The sequence below is a fragment of the Pantoea sp. A4 genome (assembly GCF_000295955.2).
Lineage (GTDB): Bacteria > Pseudomonadota > Gammaproteobacteria > Enterobacterales > Enterobacteriaceae > Pantoea > Pantoea multigeneris.
The window spans coordinates 55,969-72,437 of sequence record NZ_ALXE01000029.1 but is presented as its reverse complement, the minus strand read 5'-3'; the positions used below and the strand labels follow the sequence as shown (position 1 = coordinate 72,437).

Here is a 16,469-nt window from a genome sequence, read left to right as displayed (position 1 = left end):
TCGCGGGTTAAATGCACATTTCGCAATTGATTTGCCAGCATTTTTATTTCCTTAGGCCGCAAATCTATAGCCGGAATTAATGGTTAGGCCAGGTCAAATAATTCTTTATCATCGCCGCTTTTGACCCAGGCAGATGCCCATGACACAGCCCAAGCCCATCATTCTCAGTGCCTTTACCATGGCGGCGGTTTCTCACATTAATTACGGCATGTGGCGACATCCTGATGAGCAGGGCTGGCGTTACAACGATCTGAGTTACTGGACTGAACTGGCCCGTTTGCTGGAAGATAATCACTTCGATTGCCTGTTTATTGCCGATGCACTCGGGCTGCTGGATAACTGGCAAGCTTCGCCTGCCGCTTCGCTGCGCCAGGGAATTCAGTCGCCGCTGATCGATCCGCTGCTGCTGGTTTCTGCCATGGCGGCGGCCACAAAACGGCTGGGATTTGGCATTACCGTGTCCACCACTTATGAACAGCCCTATCTGCTGGCCCGCAAATTCACCACGCTCGACCACCTGACCAAAGGGCGTATCGCATGGAACGTCGTGACATCGCAACTCGACAGCGCGGCGCGTAATCTGGGCCTTGATGCACAGATGGATCACGATGAACGCTATGAACGTGCGGATGAGTTTCTGGAGGTCAGCTATAAGCTCTGGCAGTACTCCTGGCAGCGTGATGCGCTGCGGCGGGATAAACAGACGGGCATCTATACCGATCCAACCAAAGTTCGCCCGGTCAATCACCATGGTCGCTGGTTTTCAGTGCCTGATGCGCACCTCTCTGAGCCCAGTCCGCAACGCACACCGGTGCTGTTTCAGGCGGGAGGTTCGCCACGCGGCATCGACTTTGCCGCACGTCATGCAGAGGTGGTGTTTGTTGCCGGTCTGGATGCGGCGGGCGTACGCCGCCAGGTCCGTGCGATTAAACAGCGTGCGCGTGACTATGGGCGCGGGCCAGAGAGCATCCGGTTTATTAGTGGCGTGACGGTCATCACCGCGGAAAACGCTGCTGCCGCCCAGCATAAATTTACCCAACTGCGTGAATATTATGATCTCCAGGGCGCGTTAGTCCATTATGCCGCCAGTACCGGCGTGGATCTTTCGGGCCACGATCTCGACTCCCCGCTTGACTGGCAATACACCAATGCCAATCAGTCACTGCTGAAAATGGTGACTGGCGAGCCAGGGCAGCCACGCAAAACGCTACGTGAGGTGTTCCTGCCCGCGCAAGGCCTGGGGCGTCAGCGTGTTTTTGTGGGTGATGGCGAGCAGGTGGCCGATCACCTTGAGCAGTGGCTTGAAGAGAGTGAGACAGACGGCATTAACCTTGCCCAATGGCTGGCACCCGAGAGCTTCCGGGATTTCAGCCAATGGGTGATTCCCGTTCTACGCGCACGCGGTCGCCTGAATCCGGCGGGTACTCACGCCACACTGCGTCAGCGTCTGTTTCCGTCCGGCAATGATGAACCCCCTGCCGATCATCCCGCGCAGCAGCTCGCCGACTGACGCTTATATGTCGATAAAACCGGTTTTTTTAAACATGTCCAGTCAACATGTTGATGTTATCGACACGTTCCAGCGATATGTCGATAAAACCGGTTTTTTTAAACATGTCCTGCCAACATGTTGATGCTATCGACACGTTCCGGCGATATGTCGATAAAATCGGTTTTTTTAAACATGTCCTGGAAGAAATGTTGAAGCGATGTTGAGTATTTTGCTGAAGGTGGTCTGAATGCCTGATTTCATCAGGCGTTCATTACGTACAGGCAAGTGAAGAGAACTGAAAACCAGTAGCATGAATAACATTACGCAAGGTTTTTAAGGTCGGATTACCAGAGGGAGACAAGGTGCGATAGAGCGATTCGCGTGACACCCCCGCTTTTTGCGCAATAGAAGCCATTCCACCTCTTGCTTCAACAATGTGACGTAAAGCCAGCAAAAAACCTTCTTGCCCGCCGTCCTCATCAATATCAAGAAAGGCCTGATGCAGATAAGCCAGAGCAAAATCAGGATCATCTCTTAAGGCTTCAACCATAACATCATCATATAAACGTTCTTTGACCATACATCACCTCATCAAATAATCTTTAAGGCATTGAATAGCCTTGTTAATATCCTCATCCTGAGTACGCTTATCGCCAGCCAGCAGTAATAATACGACTTCCCCATTAACCAGGCTGTAATACACTCGATAACCTGGCCCTTGGTCGATTCTAAGCTCCCAGACACCTTCCCGACAGGGTTTATGATCACCAAAATTTTCAGCTGCCATCCGGTTGATTCGCGACGCTATCTTTGCTTTAGCAACGGGGTCTCGTAGCTTGTTGAAAAACTCAGCATACAGGTTTTGGCCATCATGAGTCAGATAGGTTTTAATCGTTTTCATACTGCATTGTAGCTTATAAGCTACTTCTGTCAACGAGGGAGAAAATTGTGATAGCTCTTTTTCTTATTACCCAACACAGCCAGACAAGCGCAGAATGTTCGCACCCTATAAAAGGACTTCATCCGATGCATCATGACGCCACTGCTGAACATTTGTTGTCGATTCGCCCTGCCACCGCCCAGGACAATATCACTGCATTGACCCAGTTACTCCATCGCGCCTATCAGAGGCTAGGAAACATGGGATTACGGTACATGGCGGTGGACCAAACGGAAGCCGTGACCCAGGAAAGGATGGCACAGGGCACCTGTTTACTGGCCTTTTATCAAGGCAGCTTATGCGGCACCATCCTGCTGCGTAATGCGCAGCAAACCAACGGGTGCCCGTGGTACAACCAGCCTCAGGTGGCTTCTATCGGGCAGTTTGCGGTTGATCCCGACTTGCAGGCTCAGGGCATCGGCTGGCGCTTAATGCAGGCAGCTGAGCAACTGGCACGGGAGAGTGGCGCAAAGGAGCTGGCGCTGGATACCGCCGAACAGGCTGAACACCTGGTCGGCTGGTACCAACGGCTTGGGTATCGCTTTATTGAAACGGTGCAGTGGGGCCATACCAACTACCGCAGTGTGATTCTCAGCCTGAAGCTGCACCAGGAAGCACAGGAGGTGCTGAGCTTATAGCGCAATCCCTGAGCCGTTTCATTCGTCATCTTCCAGCATACGTACCGCGCCAAAGGCGGCACTGGAGGTCATCGCGGCGTAGGCTTTCAGTGCTGCGGAGACACGACGCTGGCGCTGAGCCGGTTTCCAGGCTTGCTTGCCCAGTGCTTCACGTTTCTGACGGCGCAGCGCCAGTTCGTGATCGTCGAGCTTCAGTTGAATGCTGCGATTCGGGATATCAATTTCGATCAGGTCGCCATCTTCAATCAGCGCGATGTTGCCACCTGCTGCCGCTTCCGGTGAGGCGTGACCGATGGAAAGGCCGGAAGATCCGCCCGAAAAGCGCCCATCGGTAATCAATGCGCATTTTTTATTCAGCCCTTTGGATTTCAGGTAGCTGGTAGGATAGAGCATCTCCTGCATGCCCGGCCCACCGCGCGGCCCCTCATAGCGCACCACCACCACATCCCCCGCCTGCACCTTACCGGAGAGAATGCCTTCGACTGCCTCATCCTGCCCTTCAAACACTTTGGCCGTGCCGGTAAAGCAGATCATGCTGGGATCGACGCTGGCGGTTTTCACGATGCAGCCATCCTGGGCGATATTGCCGAACAGCACGGCTAAGCCACCGTCCTGGGTGAAGGCATGTTCAGTGCTACGCAGGCAGCCGCTTTGGCGATTGGTATCCAGCGCGGGATAGTAGTTGCTCTGGCTGAAAGCGACTTTGGTTCTGACGCCACCCGGTGCGGCGCGATAAAATTGACGCACTTCCTTGTTGCGGGTGGATTTGATATCCCACTCCTCCAGCGCTTCGCCCAGGGTCGCGGCATGCACCGTGGTTGCGTCGGCATGAATCAGCCCACCACGGTTCAGTTCTGCCATTACTCCCATCACACCACCGGCTCGGTGAATGTCTTCCATATGCACGTTTTCAATCGCGGGGGCGACTTTGCACAGCACCGGCACTTTACGTGACAGGCGGTCGATATCCGCCATGCTGAAATCCACTTTTCCTTCATGCGCGGCAGCCAGCAGGTGCAACACGGTGTTGGTCGAGCCGCCCATGGCGATATCCATCGCCATCGCATTTTCAAACGCCTTGAAGCTGGCAATCGAACGCGGCAATACGCTGCTGTCGTTCTGTTCATAGAAGCGACGGCACAGGTCCACAATGCGACGGCCCGAATCGAGGAACAGCTGCTTACGCAAGGCGTGGGTGGCCAACATCGACCCGTTGCCAGGTAACGCCAGTCCCATGGCTTCTGTCAGGCAGTTCATAGAGTTGGCGGTGAACATACCCGAACAGGAACCGCAGGTTGGGCAGGCGGCTTCTTCGACCGCTTTCACCTCTTCATCACTCATGCTGTCATCAGCGGCCACCACCATCGCATCGATCAGGTCAAAGGCGCGTTTTTCCCCACGCAGCGTCATTTTGCCGGACTCCATCGGTCCGCCAGAGACAAAGATCACCGGGATATTAATACGCAGCGCCGCCATCAGCATGCCGGGGGTAATTTTGTCGCAGTTAGAGATACAAACCATGGCATCCGCGCAGTGGGCGTTGACCATGTACTCGACGCTGTCCGCGATCAGCTCGCGGGAAGGCAGGCTGTAAAGCATGCCGCCGTGGCCCATGGCAATCCCGTCATCAATCGCAATGGTATTGAACTCTTTCGCCACACCACCGGCCTGCTCAATCTCACGTGCGACCATTTGCCCCAGATCTTTGAGATGCACATGCCCCGGTACGAACTGAGTAAACGAGTTAACGACAGCGATGATCGGTTTATCAAAATCAGCGTCAGTCATGCCTGTGGCGCGCCACAAGCTACGTGCGCCAGCCATATTACGGCCATGGGTAGAAGTACGGGAACGATACATTTTCGGGTGCCTTAATTGTTCTGGTAAGGCCCCAATCTTAGGATGGACAAATTGTGCGGTGAAATATATTCTTTTGTACTGATTAAGTCACTGTGGATATAAGTCATGGATGTTCGACAACTGAAACACTTCGTTACAGTCGCCGAGACGCTACATTTTGGTAAGGCAGCGGAACGCCTCCATATGACGCAGCCTCCGCTCAGCCAGTCAATAATGGCGCTGGAAAAAGAGTTAGGTCACGCCTTGTTTTTTCGTACCAAAAGAAATGTCCAGTTAACGCCTTTCGGCGAGCAATGGTTATTTCACGTTAAAAATAGCCTCAGCAGCCTCAATGCCCTACCGGATATTGCCGACCGGCTAAGTAAAGGGGAGTCAGGACAATTATCACTCTCATTCATCAGCAACGCGGGATATAACATTTTACCGCGCTTAGTCAGTGAATTTCGCCAGCGTTTTCCCTCGGTTGAACTGGTCCTGACCGAAGCCACCAGCGACGTACAGCTGGCCGCACTTATCGCTGAAGAGATCGATGTAGGGATTGTGATCCCACCGCCTGAAGAGAGCTTTCCGCCCACGCTGGATTACCAAAAAATCCTCTCCGAGCCCCTGGTAGCCGCGGTTCCTAAAAGCTGGCTGGAGAGTGACAGGATTTCTCTCACTAGCGGTAAACTCTGCCCGCATCAGGTGATTGCGTCGCCATTGATTCTGTTTCCGCAAAAAGTCGCCCCCTCTTTCCATGCTTTAGTGATGCGTTATTATGCTGAACAGGGTGAGAAACCGAATATTATTCAGCAGGCAATACAAATGCAAACCATTATCAGTTTGGTGGCTTCCGGAATTGGCATTGCGCTGGTGCCAGACTCATTACGTCATCTGGCACGAACCGGGGTGGTTTACGTTGACCTGCTGGAAAATCCGCCTCTGCTGGATATCGGCTTTATCTGGCGCAAAGATAATCCCTCGCCGCTGCTGCAAAAATTACTGTCTTTAAATAAGAATAACGAAGAATAATCCATTACCTTCCTGGCACCATCACCAGAAATATCCTTCTGGTGATGAAAAAATGCATTTCTGGATGCGTCTACAGATCCTTAACTAATTCCTGATGATAACGCGTCAAAATATCCAGAATAATGGTAACAAAACGGTCTTCATTACCGGCATACCACATCACGCTCAGCGGTAATCCAGGGACGTTTTGATCCAGTTGCAGATCTATATATTTCACACCATCGGTATTCATATTGCGGTACGAAGCAGGCACCAGCGCCAGCCCAAGGCCCGCCGCCACCATGCTCAGGATGGTTTGCTTTTCGTCGGCATATTGCGCGATAACCGGGGTTAACCCGACGCTTTTGAAGATATTCATGGTTAAGTCATGACTGTGTGGACGGGTTCTGCGCTCGGGCATAATAATCGCTTCATCATGAAAATCCGCCACACTCACCTGTTGGCGCTGGGCCAGAACGTGCTGCGCCGGTACAGCCAACACCGTCGTTTCACGGGTGATAAAACGTGCCGCCAGATTGACGTCCAGCGTCTCAGGTGGACGCACAAATATCACATCCAGCCAGCCAGAACGTAAACGCGGGATCAGGTTGCTGGTTTTGTCTTCTGTCAGATGGATATCTGCATCCGGATATTCCCGCACAAACAGATTAAGCAGCCCCGGTAACAAGCCGCGTGCAGCGCTGTCAATCACGCCAATGCGCAGGGTTTTTCGCTCGCCGCGTTTGGCTTCACGGTAGCGCGCGGCCAGCGCGTCAAAGGCGGCGACGACCTGTAACGCTTCGTGCAGAAACTCTGCGCCGCGCGGTGTCAATGACACGTTGCGCGTAGAGCGGTTGAGCAGACGCAATCCGAGGTCATCTTCCAGCAAACGAATAAAACGGCTCAGTGACGCAGGCATCATTTCCATTCGCTGCGCTGCACGGCCAAAGTGAAGTTCCTCACCTACCGCGATAAAGCAACGCAATTGATTTATATCCACATTTTCCTCGCCACAATATTATTCAAATTATTTATATAAAGCACTGCCGATGATAAAGCCCGGCAAAAACGCATACTCAGTCTCACTAAAACACAAAAAACCCTACACAAACTGCGGAGCACTCTAATATGAATTCTCACCTGGAAAAAAGGGTGATGCGCAAAGTCACATTGCGCATTATTCCCTTCATCATGCTGCTCTATTTCATCGCTTTTCTTGACCGCGTCAATATCGGTTTTGCCGCGCTAACGATGAATAAAGATCTGGGTCTGTCGCCCGCCATTTTCGGTATCGGCGCGGGGATCTTTTTCATCGGTTACTTTCTGTTCGAAGTACCGAGCAACCTGATTTTACATAAAGTCGGCGCGCGTATCTGGATTGCTCGCGTCATGATCACCTGGGGCCTGGTGTCCGGCTGTATGGCTTTCGTCCAGGGCACCACCAGCTTCTATGTGTTGCGCTTCCTGCTGGGTGTTGCGGAAGCGGGCTTCTTCCCCGGCATCATTCTGTACCTTAGCTACTGGTTCCCGGCAGCACGTCGTGCGCAAGTGACGGCACTGTTTATGGCCGCAGCACCCATCTCAACCGCGCTAGGCTCTCCGATTTCCGCCGCGCTGCTGGAGCTGCATGGCTACCTTGGCTTCGCAGGCTGGCAATGGATGTTTGTACTGGAAGCCGTACCCGCCGTTATCCTGGGTGTTGTGGTGCTGTTCTACCTCACCGATCGCCCAGAAAAAGCACGCTGGCTGGATGAAGAAGAGCGTACCTGGCTGAAAAACACCATGGAAGCTGAGCAGCTGAGCCGCAGCGTTAACAAAGCCAGCCATAGTGCATGGCGTGGCCTGGCAGACCGTCGCGTACTGGCCCTGGCACTGGTTTATTTCGGTACTTCCGCCGGGCTTTATACCTTGGGCATCTGGGCACCGCAAATTATTCATACCTTCGGCGTCTCGGCACTGGAGACCGGATTCCTGAATGCGTTCCCTGCGGTAGTGGGTGTGATCGGCATGGTGCTGTGGGCTCGCCACTCTGACCGGACATCTGAGCGCACCTGGCACGTGATTATTGCCTGCATCATCGCCGCTGTCGGTCTGATTTGTGCCGGCAGCGTCAGCACTTTGCTCGGCGTCATCCTGGCCTTGACCCTGGTTAATCTTGGCATCAGCGCGTCTAAACCGCCGCTCTGGAGCATGCCAACCCTGTTTCTTACCGGCCCGGCTGCGGCCGCAGGGATTGCCGCCATTAACTCAATCGGCAACCTCGGCGGCTTTGTCGGGCCCACCGTTATCGGCGTTATTCGCCAACAAACTGGCAGCTATGCATGGGGACTCTATTTTGTCGCCGGGCTGCTGATGCTCTCTGCCTTAGTGGTGCTGTGGCTCTCCACTAGCCAGCGGAAAGTGCAGAACACTGATTTAACTCATCCTGAAACACACTGATTCGATTTGGAGAAAACAATGCGTACTTATTCTATTGCTGCTATCCCTGCTGACGGTATTGGCCCAGAAGTGATCTCTGCTGGTGTTGAAGTGCTGCGCGCGCTGGAACGCCAAAACAGCGAGCTGAAATTTGATATCGAAACCTTTGACTGGGGCTCAGATTACTATAAGCAGCATGGCGTGATGATGCCGGAAGATGGCCTGCAAACCCTGAAAAAATTTGATGCGATCTACTTCGGCGCGGTGGGCGCGCCAGATGTCCCGGATCACATCACCTTATGGGGCCTGCGTCTGCCGATTTGCCAGGGCTTTGACCAGTACGCCAACGTGCGTCCGACCAAAATTCTGCCGGGTGTGACCTCGCCACTGCGCAACCGCGGCCCAGGCGATTTGGATTGGGTGATCGTACGTGAGAACTCTGAAGGTGAATATTCTGGTAACGGCGGTCGTGCGCACCGTGGCTTACCGGAAGAAGTGGGCACTGAAGTGGCGATTTTCACCCGCGTGGGTGTCACCCGTATCATGCGTTATGCCTTTAAGCTGGCGCAGTCTCGCCCACGTAAGTTACTGACGGTAGTGACCAAGTCTAACGCCCAGCGTCACGGCATGGTGATGTGGGATGAGATTGCCGCTGAAGTGGCGCTGGAGTTCCCGGACGTGAGCTGGGACAAAATGCTGGTCGATGCGATGACACACCGTATGACCCTGCATCCACAAAGCCTGGACACGATCGTTGCGACTAACCTGCATGCGGATATTCTCTCCGACCTGGCAGGCGCACTGGCTGGCAGTCTGGGTGTTGCGCCAACCGCCAACATCGATCCAGAACAGCGTTTCCCTTCCATGTTTGAACCGATTCATGGTTCTGCATTTGATATCACCGGCAAAGGGATTGCGAACCCTATCGCGACCTTCTGGACTGCGGTGCAGATGCTGGAGCACCTCGGTGAACATGATGCGGCGAAGTTAATCATGGAAGGCATTGAGGATACCTGCGCCAAAGGCATTCTGACTCCTGATGTCGGCGGAAAAGCCAATACTGCTGAAGTGACGCGCGCTGTCGTGGCGTACATCGAAGCCAAAATCAACGTGGCAGAAACGGTATAACTATGCGCAATGAAGACGCCAGATCCCTGCTGTGGGATCTGTTTTCCTCTGCGGTTGACAGCGCCCGGCCGGGGCCTGTCGTCCCTCCGGCACTACCGGAAAAACCCGCTGGCCGCTGCGTGGTGATTGGCGCAGGCAAAGCATCGGCGGCGATGGCAGCGGCGGTGGATGCAGCATGGCCGGATGTGGATGTGAGTGGCGTGGTGGTAACACGTTATGGCCATGCTGTCCCGGCCGGACGCATCACCATTTTACAGGCGGCCCACCCGGTCGCCGATGAGATGAGTGAAAGCGCCGCACGTCAGGTAGTCGAAGCGCTACAAGGGTTAACCCCGAATGATTTAGTGCTGGCGCTGATCTCAGGTGGCGGTTCTGCGCTGCTGGCACTGCCAGCCGCAGGACTGACGTTGGCAGACAAGCAGGCCATCACCCGCTCACTGCTGCACAGCGGGGCCAACATCAAGGAGATGAACCTGGTGCGACGTCATCTTTCCGCCATTAAAGGCGGCAAGTTGGCGAAACTGGCGCGCCCTGCTCGTCTGGTGTCGCTGATCATCAGCGATGTACCGGGTGATAATCCGGCTGATGTTGCATCAGGCCCGACGGTAGCGGATGACAGTACCCCACAACAGGCACTCGCGCTGCTGGATCGCTATCAGATCCCGTTGCCGGATGCGGTGCGCCGTCATCTGAGTCAGACCGTCGCCAGTGAAAGTGCGGACGATAATGCGCAAACGCACCTGATTGCCACGCCGTCACTCGCACTGCAAGCGGCGGCAGATGCCGCCCGCCGTCATGGCATTACGCCCCTGATTTTAGGGGATGCCATTGAGGGTGAAAGTCGCGAAGCGGCGATTGTGATGGCTGGCATTGCCCGTTCGGTAAAGCAGTACGGTCAGCCCCTTGCTGGCCCGGCAGTCTTGCTTTCCGGCGGCGAAACCACCGTTACCGTCAGCGGCGGCAAAGCCGGTAAAGGCGGACGCAACACCGAGTTCCTGTTAAGCCTGGCCTGCGCGTTACAAGGCGAGAGCGGTATTTGGGCTATCGCTGGCGATACCGATGGCATTGACGGCACCGAAGATGCCGCCGGCGCGATTATCGGCCCCGATACGCTACAACGCGGCAACGCCGCCGGTGTTAGCGCGCGTGATTATCTCGATGCCCATGACAGCTACAGCTATTTTCAGGCCACCAACGAGCTGGTGATCACCGGCCCGACCCTGACAAATGTGAACGATATCCGTGCCATTTTAATTGTTTAACGCTTTTCTCTGCTTTGCCTGGAGTCGGTTAAGGGCTCCAGGTTTTTTTTAATGCGAATGCACCCCAGCAAGATGCCCATTGGGGATCTCCAGCAGACTGTTATCCCCTTCTGTCGGCTCTTTCAGTTCGCGCAAAATACCGCACTCACTCATACTCCGATCGGCATTACAGTGCTGATTCAACGCTTTGAGCTGTTGTTCCAGCGCCTGCAACTCCTGAATACGTTGCTGAACGTGGTGCAGGTGCTCACTGATGATCGCATCAATTTTGCCGCAGTGCGGTTCCTGCGACTCTTTGGCTTCGAGCAACGCACGGATTTCATCCTGGGTCATATCCAGCGCGCGGCAGCGGCGAATAAACATCAGCCGCTCAACGTGGGTGTGATCGTAGTGACGGTAATTATTTTCGCCCCGCAGCGGCGCATGCAGCAGACCCGACTTTTCGTAATAACGCACCGTCTCTACCGGGCAGCCCGCGAGCGTCGCCAGTTCACCTGTCTTCATTTATTTTTCCTCTTCGGCTTGACCCTGTAGCAGCTTCAGGGTTTTTAATGCCAGTATAGTTAATCGACTGGACAAAGAAAATGCGTCTGATTCCTGATGAAAACCCTCGCCCCTCCGCGATCGTGAAACCCACCGCGTCAGCCTCCGATAGCTGCGCCCAAAGCTGCTGCCAGGCAGCCAGCGAAACCTTAACGCACCTGGCAGGCAGCGAACAGGTGGCGGGTGGAGTGAAAACCGCGATTCGTATCATGCAGATGGATTGCCCGGTTGAAGAGACGCTGCTACGGAAAAAACTCGGCAATATGGCGGAAGTCAGCGCGCTGGAATTTAACCTGATGCAGCGCGTATTGCTGGTTACGCATCAGCCTCAGGCGCTGGAACGCGTACTGGAGGCGATCCGCTCTCTGGGGTTCACACCCGAAACCGGCACCAACCCGGCACCCGTTAACACTCAAGCCAAACCCTGGTGGCCCCTCGCCTTAGCGGGTGTTGCCGCCGCCGCCGCTGAAATCGCAGACTGGATGACCTTACCGCAAGGGGTGGAAGCAGTGCTGGCGCTGGTAGCGATTGCTGCCTGCGGCCTGACAACCTATAAAAAGGGCTGGATTGCGCTACGTAATCTTAATCTCAACATCAACGCGTTAATGAGTATTGCGGTTACCGGCGCACTGCTGCTCGGTCAGTGGCCCGAAGCCGCGATGGTAATGGTGCTTTTCACTATTGCTGAACTGATCGAGGCCCGTTCGCTGGATCGCGCCCGCAACGCCATCAGTTCCCTGATGCAGCTCACACCCGACACCGCTACCGTGCAGCAAGCGGATGGCAGTTGGCAATCCTGTGCCGCCGCTAGCGTAGAACTGGACCGCCTGGTGCGGGTGAAACCCGGTGAACGCATTGCCCTGGATGGCGAGATTGTACGCGGGCAAACCACGATTGATCAGGCACCGATCACCGGTGAAAGTTTACCCGTGGACAAAAACGTGGGCGACAAAGTTTTTGCTGGCACCATTAACCAGACCGGCAGCGTCGATTATCGCGTGACGGCCAGCGCCAGTAACACCACTCTGGCGCGTATCATCCACGCCGTCGAACAGGCCCACGGGGCAAAAGCCCCGACTCAACGTTTTGTCGATCGCTTCTCCCGCATCTATACCCCGTGCGTATTCTTGCTGGCACTGGCCGTGGCGATTATCCCGCCGCTGTTTGGCCTCAGCGGCTGGCAACCTTCCCTCTATAAAGCGTTGGTGATGCTGGTCATCGCCTGCCCGTGTGCGCTGGTTATCTCAACGCCGGTCACCCTGGTCAGCGGTCTGACCGCCGCAGCCCGACGCGGTATTTTGATCAAAGGTGGCGTCTATCTGGAACAGGGGCGCAAACTACGCTGGCTGGCGCTGGATAAAACCGGCACCCTGACTCAGGGCAAACCGGTACAGACGGATGTCATCAGCTGCACCGGATTGCCGCAACAGCAGGTGATTGCGATTGCAGGGAGCCTTGCCAGCCAGTCAGACCACCCGGTTTCTCAGGCCATCGCCCGCGCCAGTGCTGACACACAGCGCGCCAGCCTGCAAGCCTTTATCGCCCTGCCCGGTCGAGGCATTCGCGGCACGCTAGACGAGCAAACCTATTATTTGGGCAACCTCCGCCTGACGCGGGAAACCAGCGGCTGCGATGCGCAAACCGAACGCAAAGTCCGCGAGCTGGAGAGCATCGGCAAAACCGTGGTGCTGCTAAATGACGGCACGCAAGTGCTCGCCCTGTTCGCCGTTGCGGATACGGTTAAAACCACCAGCCAGCAGGCTATCCAGCAACTGCATGCGCTGGGCGTAAAAACCGTGATGCTGAGCGGCGATAATCCCCACACCGCTCAGGCTATTGCCGCGCAGGTCGGTATCGATCAGGCCCTGGGTGACCAGTTGCCCGATGACAAACGTCAGGCGGTAGAAAATTATGCCGGTGAAGGCGTCACCGGCATGGTGGGTGACGGCATCAATGACGCACCGGCCTTAGCCGCTGCCAACATAGGCTTTGCCATGGGCGCAATGGGAACGGATACCGCGCTGGAAACCGCCGATGTGGCACTTATGGATGATGACCTGCGTAAGATCCCGCAATTTGTGCAGTTATCCAAACGTACTTACGCCATTCTGATGCAGAACATCGCCCTCGCGTTGGGCATCAAAGCCCTGTTCCTCGCCCTGACCTTTGCCGGCATGGGTACGCTGTGGATGGCCGTATTTGCCGATGTCGGTGCCAGTTTGTTGGTGGTGGCTAATGGATTGCGCCTGTTACGCTACTGATCGTTTCTCGCCTGCAACCGAGGTTGCAGGCTATCTCTATCTCGCTGATTTGCCTGTTTTTCCAGCATCTCGCCTGTTCTCTTCAACGCCCCAGTAAGCAAAGCCGCACTTGATGTAAGGGAATGTGTCTGGGTGAGATATTATGTTATTGATTTTATTAAATTAAAAACACCGCTGTCATTATTCAAATAGTTTATATAAACCCGCGCTAATGATAATCCCACACAAAAGCGCATACTACGCGCGATTACAACTCAGTAACAGATTGTCTACATCACGTTCAGGCGGTTAATTCACCTGAGCGGTGATTTTTGTTTGGTCAAAAGGGGAGATTATCACGTTCAGGATTTATTTAATAATGACACCAGGTTATCGGCTTAATAATCAATAAGAACGAGTTAATATAAAAATGACAGTAGAAAAAACCGGCATCGGCCGGCGGCCCTTTATTTTAGGGTCATTGATAGGTATTGCTTCTTTAGGGATGAAATGTGGCGTCAGTTCAGTATTTGCTGCCGTACCCGATGCTAAGGAAGCATTGAGCAATTACCAACCGGAATTTTTCACTCACGATGAATGGCAGTTTATTATGGCTGCCTGCGATCGCCTTATTCCCGCCGACCATGAAGGCCCTGGTGCATTAGACACGCACGTGCCGGTTTTCATCGATAAGCAAATGCTGACGCCTTATGGCAAAGGGGATGACTGGTACATGTCCGCCCCCTTCAACAGCAAAGCCAGCAAGCTGTTCGGCTATCAGATGCCGTTTAATTTGCAGGTGCTATACCGCAAAGGCATCGCGCTGACCAACCAGTATTGCCGCATTACCTTTAATCAGGCGTTTTGCGATTTACCGGCTAAAGTCAGGGATGATGTCCTGACCCGATTAGAACAGAACAGTGTGAACTTCGCCGAATATGGAGAAGCCGACCTGAATGCCGGTTATTTCTTCACACGCTTACTGGAAAATACCAAAGAGGGTTACCTGGCCGATCCGCAATATGGCGGAAACTTTAATATGGCCGCCTGGAAAATGATTAATTTCCCAGGGGCACGCGCCAGTTATCCGCAATGGATAAAAATCCATAATGTTAAATACCCTCTGGGTCCAGTTGCATTAAATGGCGACACTGCCTGAGTTCTAACCGGAATTAAAAATGAAAAAAATCAATCAACACGTTGACGTTGTCATTGTGGGCTTAGGCTGGACCGGTGCCATCATGGGTATCGAACTGGCAAAAGCAGGACTCAAAGTCCGTGCACTTGAACGCGGTGAAGATCGCCTGAACGGCGATTACGCTTATCCGAAACCGGCTGATGAGTTGGCCTACACTAAGCGCCATAAAATCATGCAAAGCCCGCATGATGCAGCCTTTACAATTCGCCACAATCAAAGCGAAACGGCACTGCCAATGCGTGAACTGGGCGCGTTTCGCCTGGGCGACGGTGTGGGCGGTTCCGGGCTGCACTGGACAGGGATGATCACCCGTCCTACCCCGGTTGATTTGAAACTCAAAACCTACGCTGACGCCCACTTCAAACCGGGCCAGTTGGATGAAGAGCTGCGTATCGCGGACTTCCCGGTTGACTGGCAAGAACTTGAGCCGCATATGGATTTCTTCGACCAGGTGTGTGGTTCTTCAGGTGAAACCGGCAATTTACGCGGCGTTATCCAGCCCGGCGGCGATCCCCTGGAGGGACCGCGTTCTAACCCGTTCCCAAATAAGCCGCTGGAAGACAGCCTCAACAGCGCCCTGTTCCGTAAGGCCACTGCGGAAATGGGTTATCACCCTTACTCTATGCCCTCGGCCGCTGTTTCAGTGCCTTATACCAACCCGTATGGTCAACAGCTTGCACCTTGCAACTATTGCGGCTTCTGCCAGTTCTACGGTTGCGTTAACTATTCTAAAGCGTCCCCACAGACGGCGATCCTTGACCGCCTGAAGTTGATGCCAAACTTCGATTACCTCACCCATGCCAACGTTATCCGCGTGGAAAAACAGCCCGATGGCAAAACGGCCAGTGGTGTGACGTATATCGATGGCGAGGGCAATGAAGTGTTCCAGCCCGCTGACATCGTCATTCTTGCCACCTTTGGTCTGAACAACGTCCGTTTGTTGCTGAACTCCGGTATTGGCGAGCCTTACAACCCGATTACGGAAACCGGTGTCGTGGGGCGCAGCTACACCCACCAGTACGGTGGCGGATACACGCTGTTCTTTGATGATATGGAATTCAATCCTTTTGCCACCGCAGGACCGACCGGCACGGTAATCAGTGACTTCGGCACCGGCAATATCGATACCTCGGCACTGGGCTTTATTGGTGGCGCGAAGATTTACAGCTCCCAGCCTACCGGCACACCGATGGCAGCACCCGTGCGTAAAGGCGCACCGGCCTGGGGCACTGGCTGGAAAAAAGCGTTGAAACAGAGCTATGGCCACTCCATGGGCGTCAAGCTGGAAGGCAGTAACATGGCGACCCGTGGCAACTACCTCGATCTCGACCCGGTTTATAAAGATCGTTTCGGCATGCCGTTGCTGCGCGTGACCTATGACTACGTGCAGAACGATCTGCGGATGTTGCAGTTTATGAAGGAGAAGATGGAGGCAATCACCAAACACCTCAATCCGAGCCAGTACTCGCACAACATTCTGAAGATGGACAGCCACTTCGCCAGCTCGCCGAACTACGTCAATACCCACAACGCCGGGGGCGCGATCATGGGTAGCGATCCTCGCACTTCGGTACTTAATCGCTACTTACAGTGCTGGGATGTTCATAACGTGTTCGTGCCTGGGGCTAATGCCTTCCCACAGAACTTCTATGCCAACCCGACCGCCGCCGTTGCCGGGCTGACCTACTTTTCGGTAACAGCCATTCGCGAGCAGTACCTGAAAAATCCTGGCCCGATGGTACAGGCATAAGGAGCAAAAG

Annotated in this window: 14 protein-coding genes; 9 read left to right on the top strand and 5 right to left on the bottom strand. The window is 54.3% G+C overall.

The genetic code is table 11. The annotated features are described in order from the left end of the window. The first annotated feature begins 139 nt into the window (after window positions 1–139). Entirely contained in the window at window positions 140–1,510 is a 1,371-nt protein-coding gene (locus B880_RS0114825) for an LLM class flavin-dependent oxidoreductase (protein ID WP_017348221.1), read from the top strand. 253 nt (window positions 1,511–1,763) lie between these two features. Here B880_RS0114825 and B880_RS0114820 read toward each other — a convergent pair whose 3' ends face one another. After that, window positions 1,764–2,072, bottom strand: a complete 309-nt coding sequence (locus B880_RS0114820; protein ID WP_017348220.1) for an addiction module antidote protein — start codon at window positions 2,070–2,072, stop codon at window positions 1,764–1,766. 3 nt (window positions 2,073–2,075) lie between these two features. Then, window positions 2,076–2,393: a type II toxin-antitoxin system RelE/ParE family toxin gene (locus B880_RS0114815; protein ID WP_017348219.1), complete on the bottom strand. Its 318-nt coding sequence runs from the start codon at window positions 2,391–2,393 to the stop codon at window positions 2,076–2,078. Window positions 2,394–2,518: 125 nt separating this feature from the next. Between B880_RS0114815 and B880_RS0114810 the strand changes: the two genes are divergently transcribed. Beyond that, window positions 2,519–3,070 (top strand): GNAT family N-acetyltransferase, encoded by a 552-nt coding sequence (locus B880_RS0114810; RefSeq protein WP_017348218.1) that lies wholly within the window; start codon window positions 2,519–2,521, stop codon window positions 3,068–3,070. A gap of 18 nt (window positions 3,071–3,088) precedes the next feature. On the opposite strand, the gene ilvD is transcribed toward B880_RS0114810, so the two are convergent. Then, a complete protein-coding gene (ilvD, locus tag B880_RS0114805; RefSeq protein ID WP_017348217.1) occupies window positions 3,089–4,930 on the bottom strand; it encodes a dihydroxy-acid dehydratase in 1,842 nt (613 codons plus the stop codon). 105 nt (window positions 4,931–5,035) lie between these two features. On the opposite strand from ilvD, the gene B880_RS0114800 reads away from it, so the two are divergent. Next, a complete protein-coding gene (locus B880_RS0114800; RefSeq protein WP_017348216.1) occupies window positions 5,036–5,941 on the top strand; it encodes a LysR family transcriptional regulator in 906 nt (301 codons plus the stop codon). A gap of 70 nt (window positions 5,942–6,011) precedes the next feature. Here the strand turns inward: B880_RS0114800 and B880_RS0114795 are convergent, their stop codons facing one another. Next, complete coding sequence (locus B880_RS0114795; RefSeq protein WP_026042673.1) at window positions 6,012–6,920, bottom strand: LysR family transcriptional regulator; 909 nt, start codon at window positions 6,918–6,920, stop codon at window positions 6,012–6,014. A 128-nt stretch (window positions 6,921–7,048) separates the two neighbouring features. On the opposite strand from B880_RS0114795, the gene B880_RS0114790 reads away from it, so the two are divergent. The 3 genes from B880_RS0114790 to B880_RS0114780 are packed head-to-tail and all read left to right on the top strand — an operon-like array spanning window position 7,049 to window position 10,728. Next, window positions 7,049–8,359, top strand: a complete 1,311-nt coding sequence (locus tag B880_RS0114790) for an MFS transporter (RefSeq protein WP_026042672.1) — start codon at window positions 7,049–7,051, stop codon at window positions 8,357–8,359. Window positions 8,360–8,377: 18 nt separating this feature from the next. Beyond that, window positions 8,378–9,466, top strand: a complete 1,089-nt coding sequence (locus B880_RS0114785; protein WP_017348213.1) for a tartrate dehydrogenase — start codon at window positions 8,378–8,380, stop codon at window positions 9,464–9,466. Window positions 9,467–9,468: 2 nt separating this feature from the next. Continuing rightward, complete coding sequence (locus B880_RS0114780; RefSeq protein WP_017348212.1) at window positions 9,469–10,728, top strand: glycerate kinase type-2 family protein; 1,260 nt, start codon at window positions 9,469–9,471, stop codon at window positions 10,726–10,728. A 48-nt stretch (window positions 10,729–10,776) separates the two neighbouring features. Here B880_RS0114780 and cadR read toward each other — a convergent pair whose 3' ends face one another. Then, window positions 10,777–11,232 carry a Cd(II)/Pb(II)-responsive transcriptional regulator gene (gene cadR, locus B880_RS0114775; RefSeq protein ID WP_017348211.1) on the bottom strand — a complete coding sequence of 152 codons (456 nt, stop codon included), beginning with the start codon at window positions 11,230–11,232 and terminating at the stop codon, window positions 10,777–10,779. Between the two features lie 80 nt (window positions 11,233–11,312). Here cadR and B880_RS0114770 point away from each other — a divergent pair, with 80 nt between their 5' ends. The 3 genes from B880_RS0114770 (at window position 11,313) to B880_RS0114760 (ending at window position 16,459) form a co-directional block, all read left to right on the top strand. After that, a complete protein-coding gene (locus B880_RS0114770) occupies window positions 11,313–13,532 on the top strand; it encodes a heavy metal translocating P-type ATPase (RefSeq protein ID WP_017348210.1) in 2,220 nt (739 codons plus the stop codon). A 409-nt stretch (window positions 13,533–13,941) separates the two neighbouring features. After that, on the top strand, window positions 13,942–14,670 hold the full coding sequence (locus B880_RS0114765) for a gluconate 2-dehydrogenase subunit 3 family protein (RefSeq protein ID WP_026042671.1): 729 nt from the start codon (window positions 13,942–13,944) through the stop codon (window positions 14,668–14,670). 19 nt (window positions 14,671–14,689) lie between these two features. Further along, window positions 14,690–16,459, top strand: coding sequence for a GMC family oxidoreductase (locus tag B880_RS0114760; RefSeq protein WP_017348208.1), 1,770 nt, complete (start codon window positions 14,690–14,692; stop codon window positions 16,457–16,459). Window positions 16,460–16,469 lie beyond the last annotated feature (10 nt).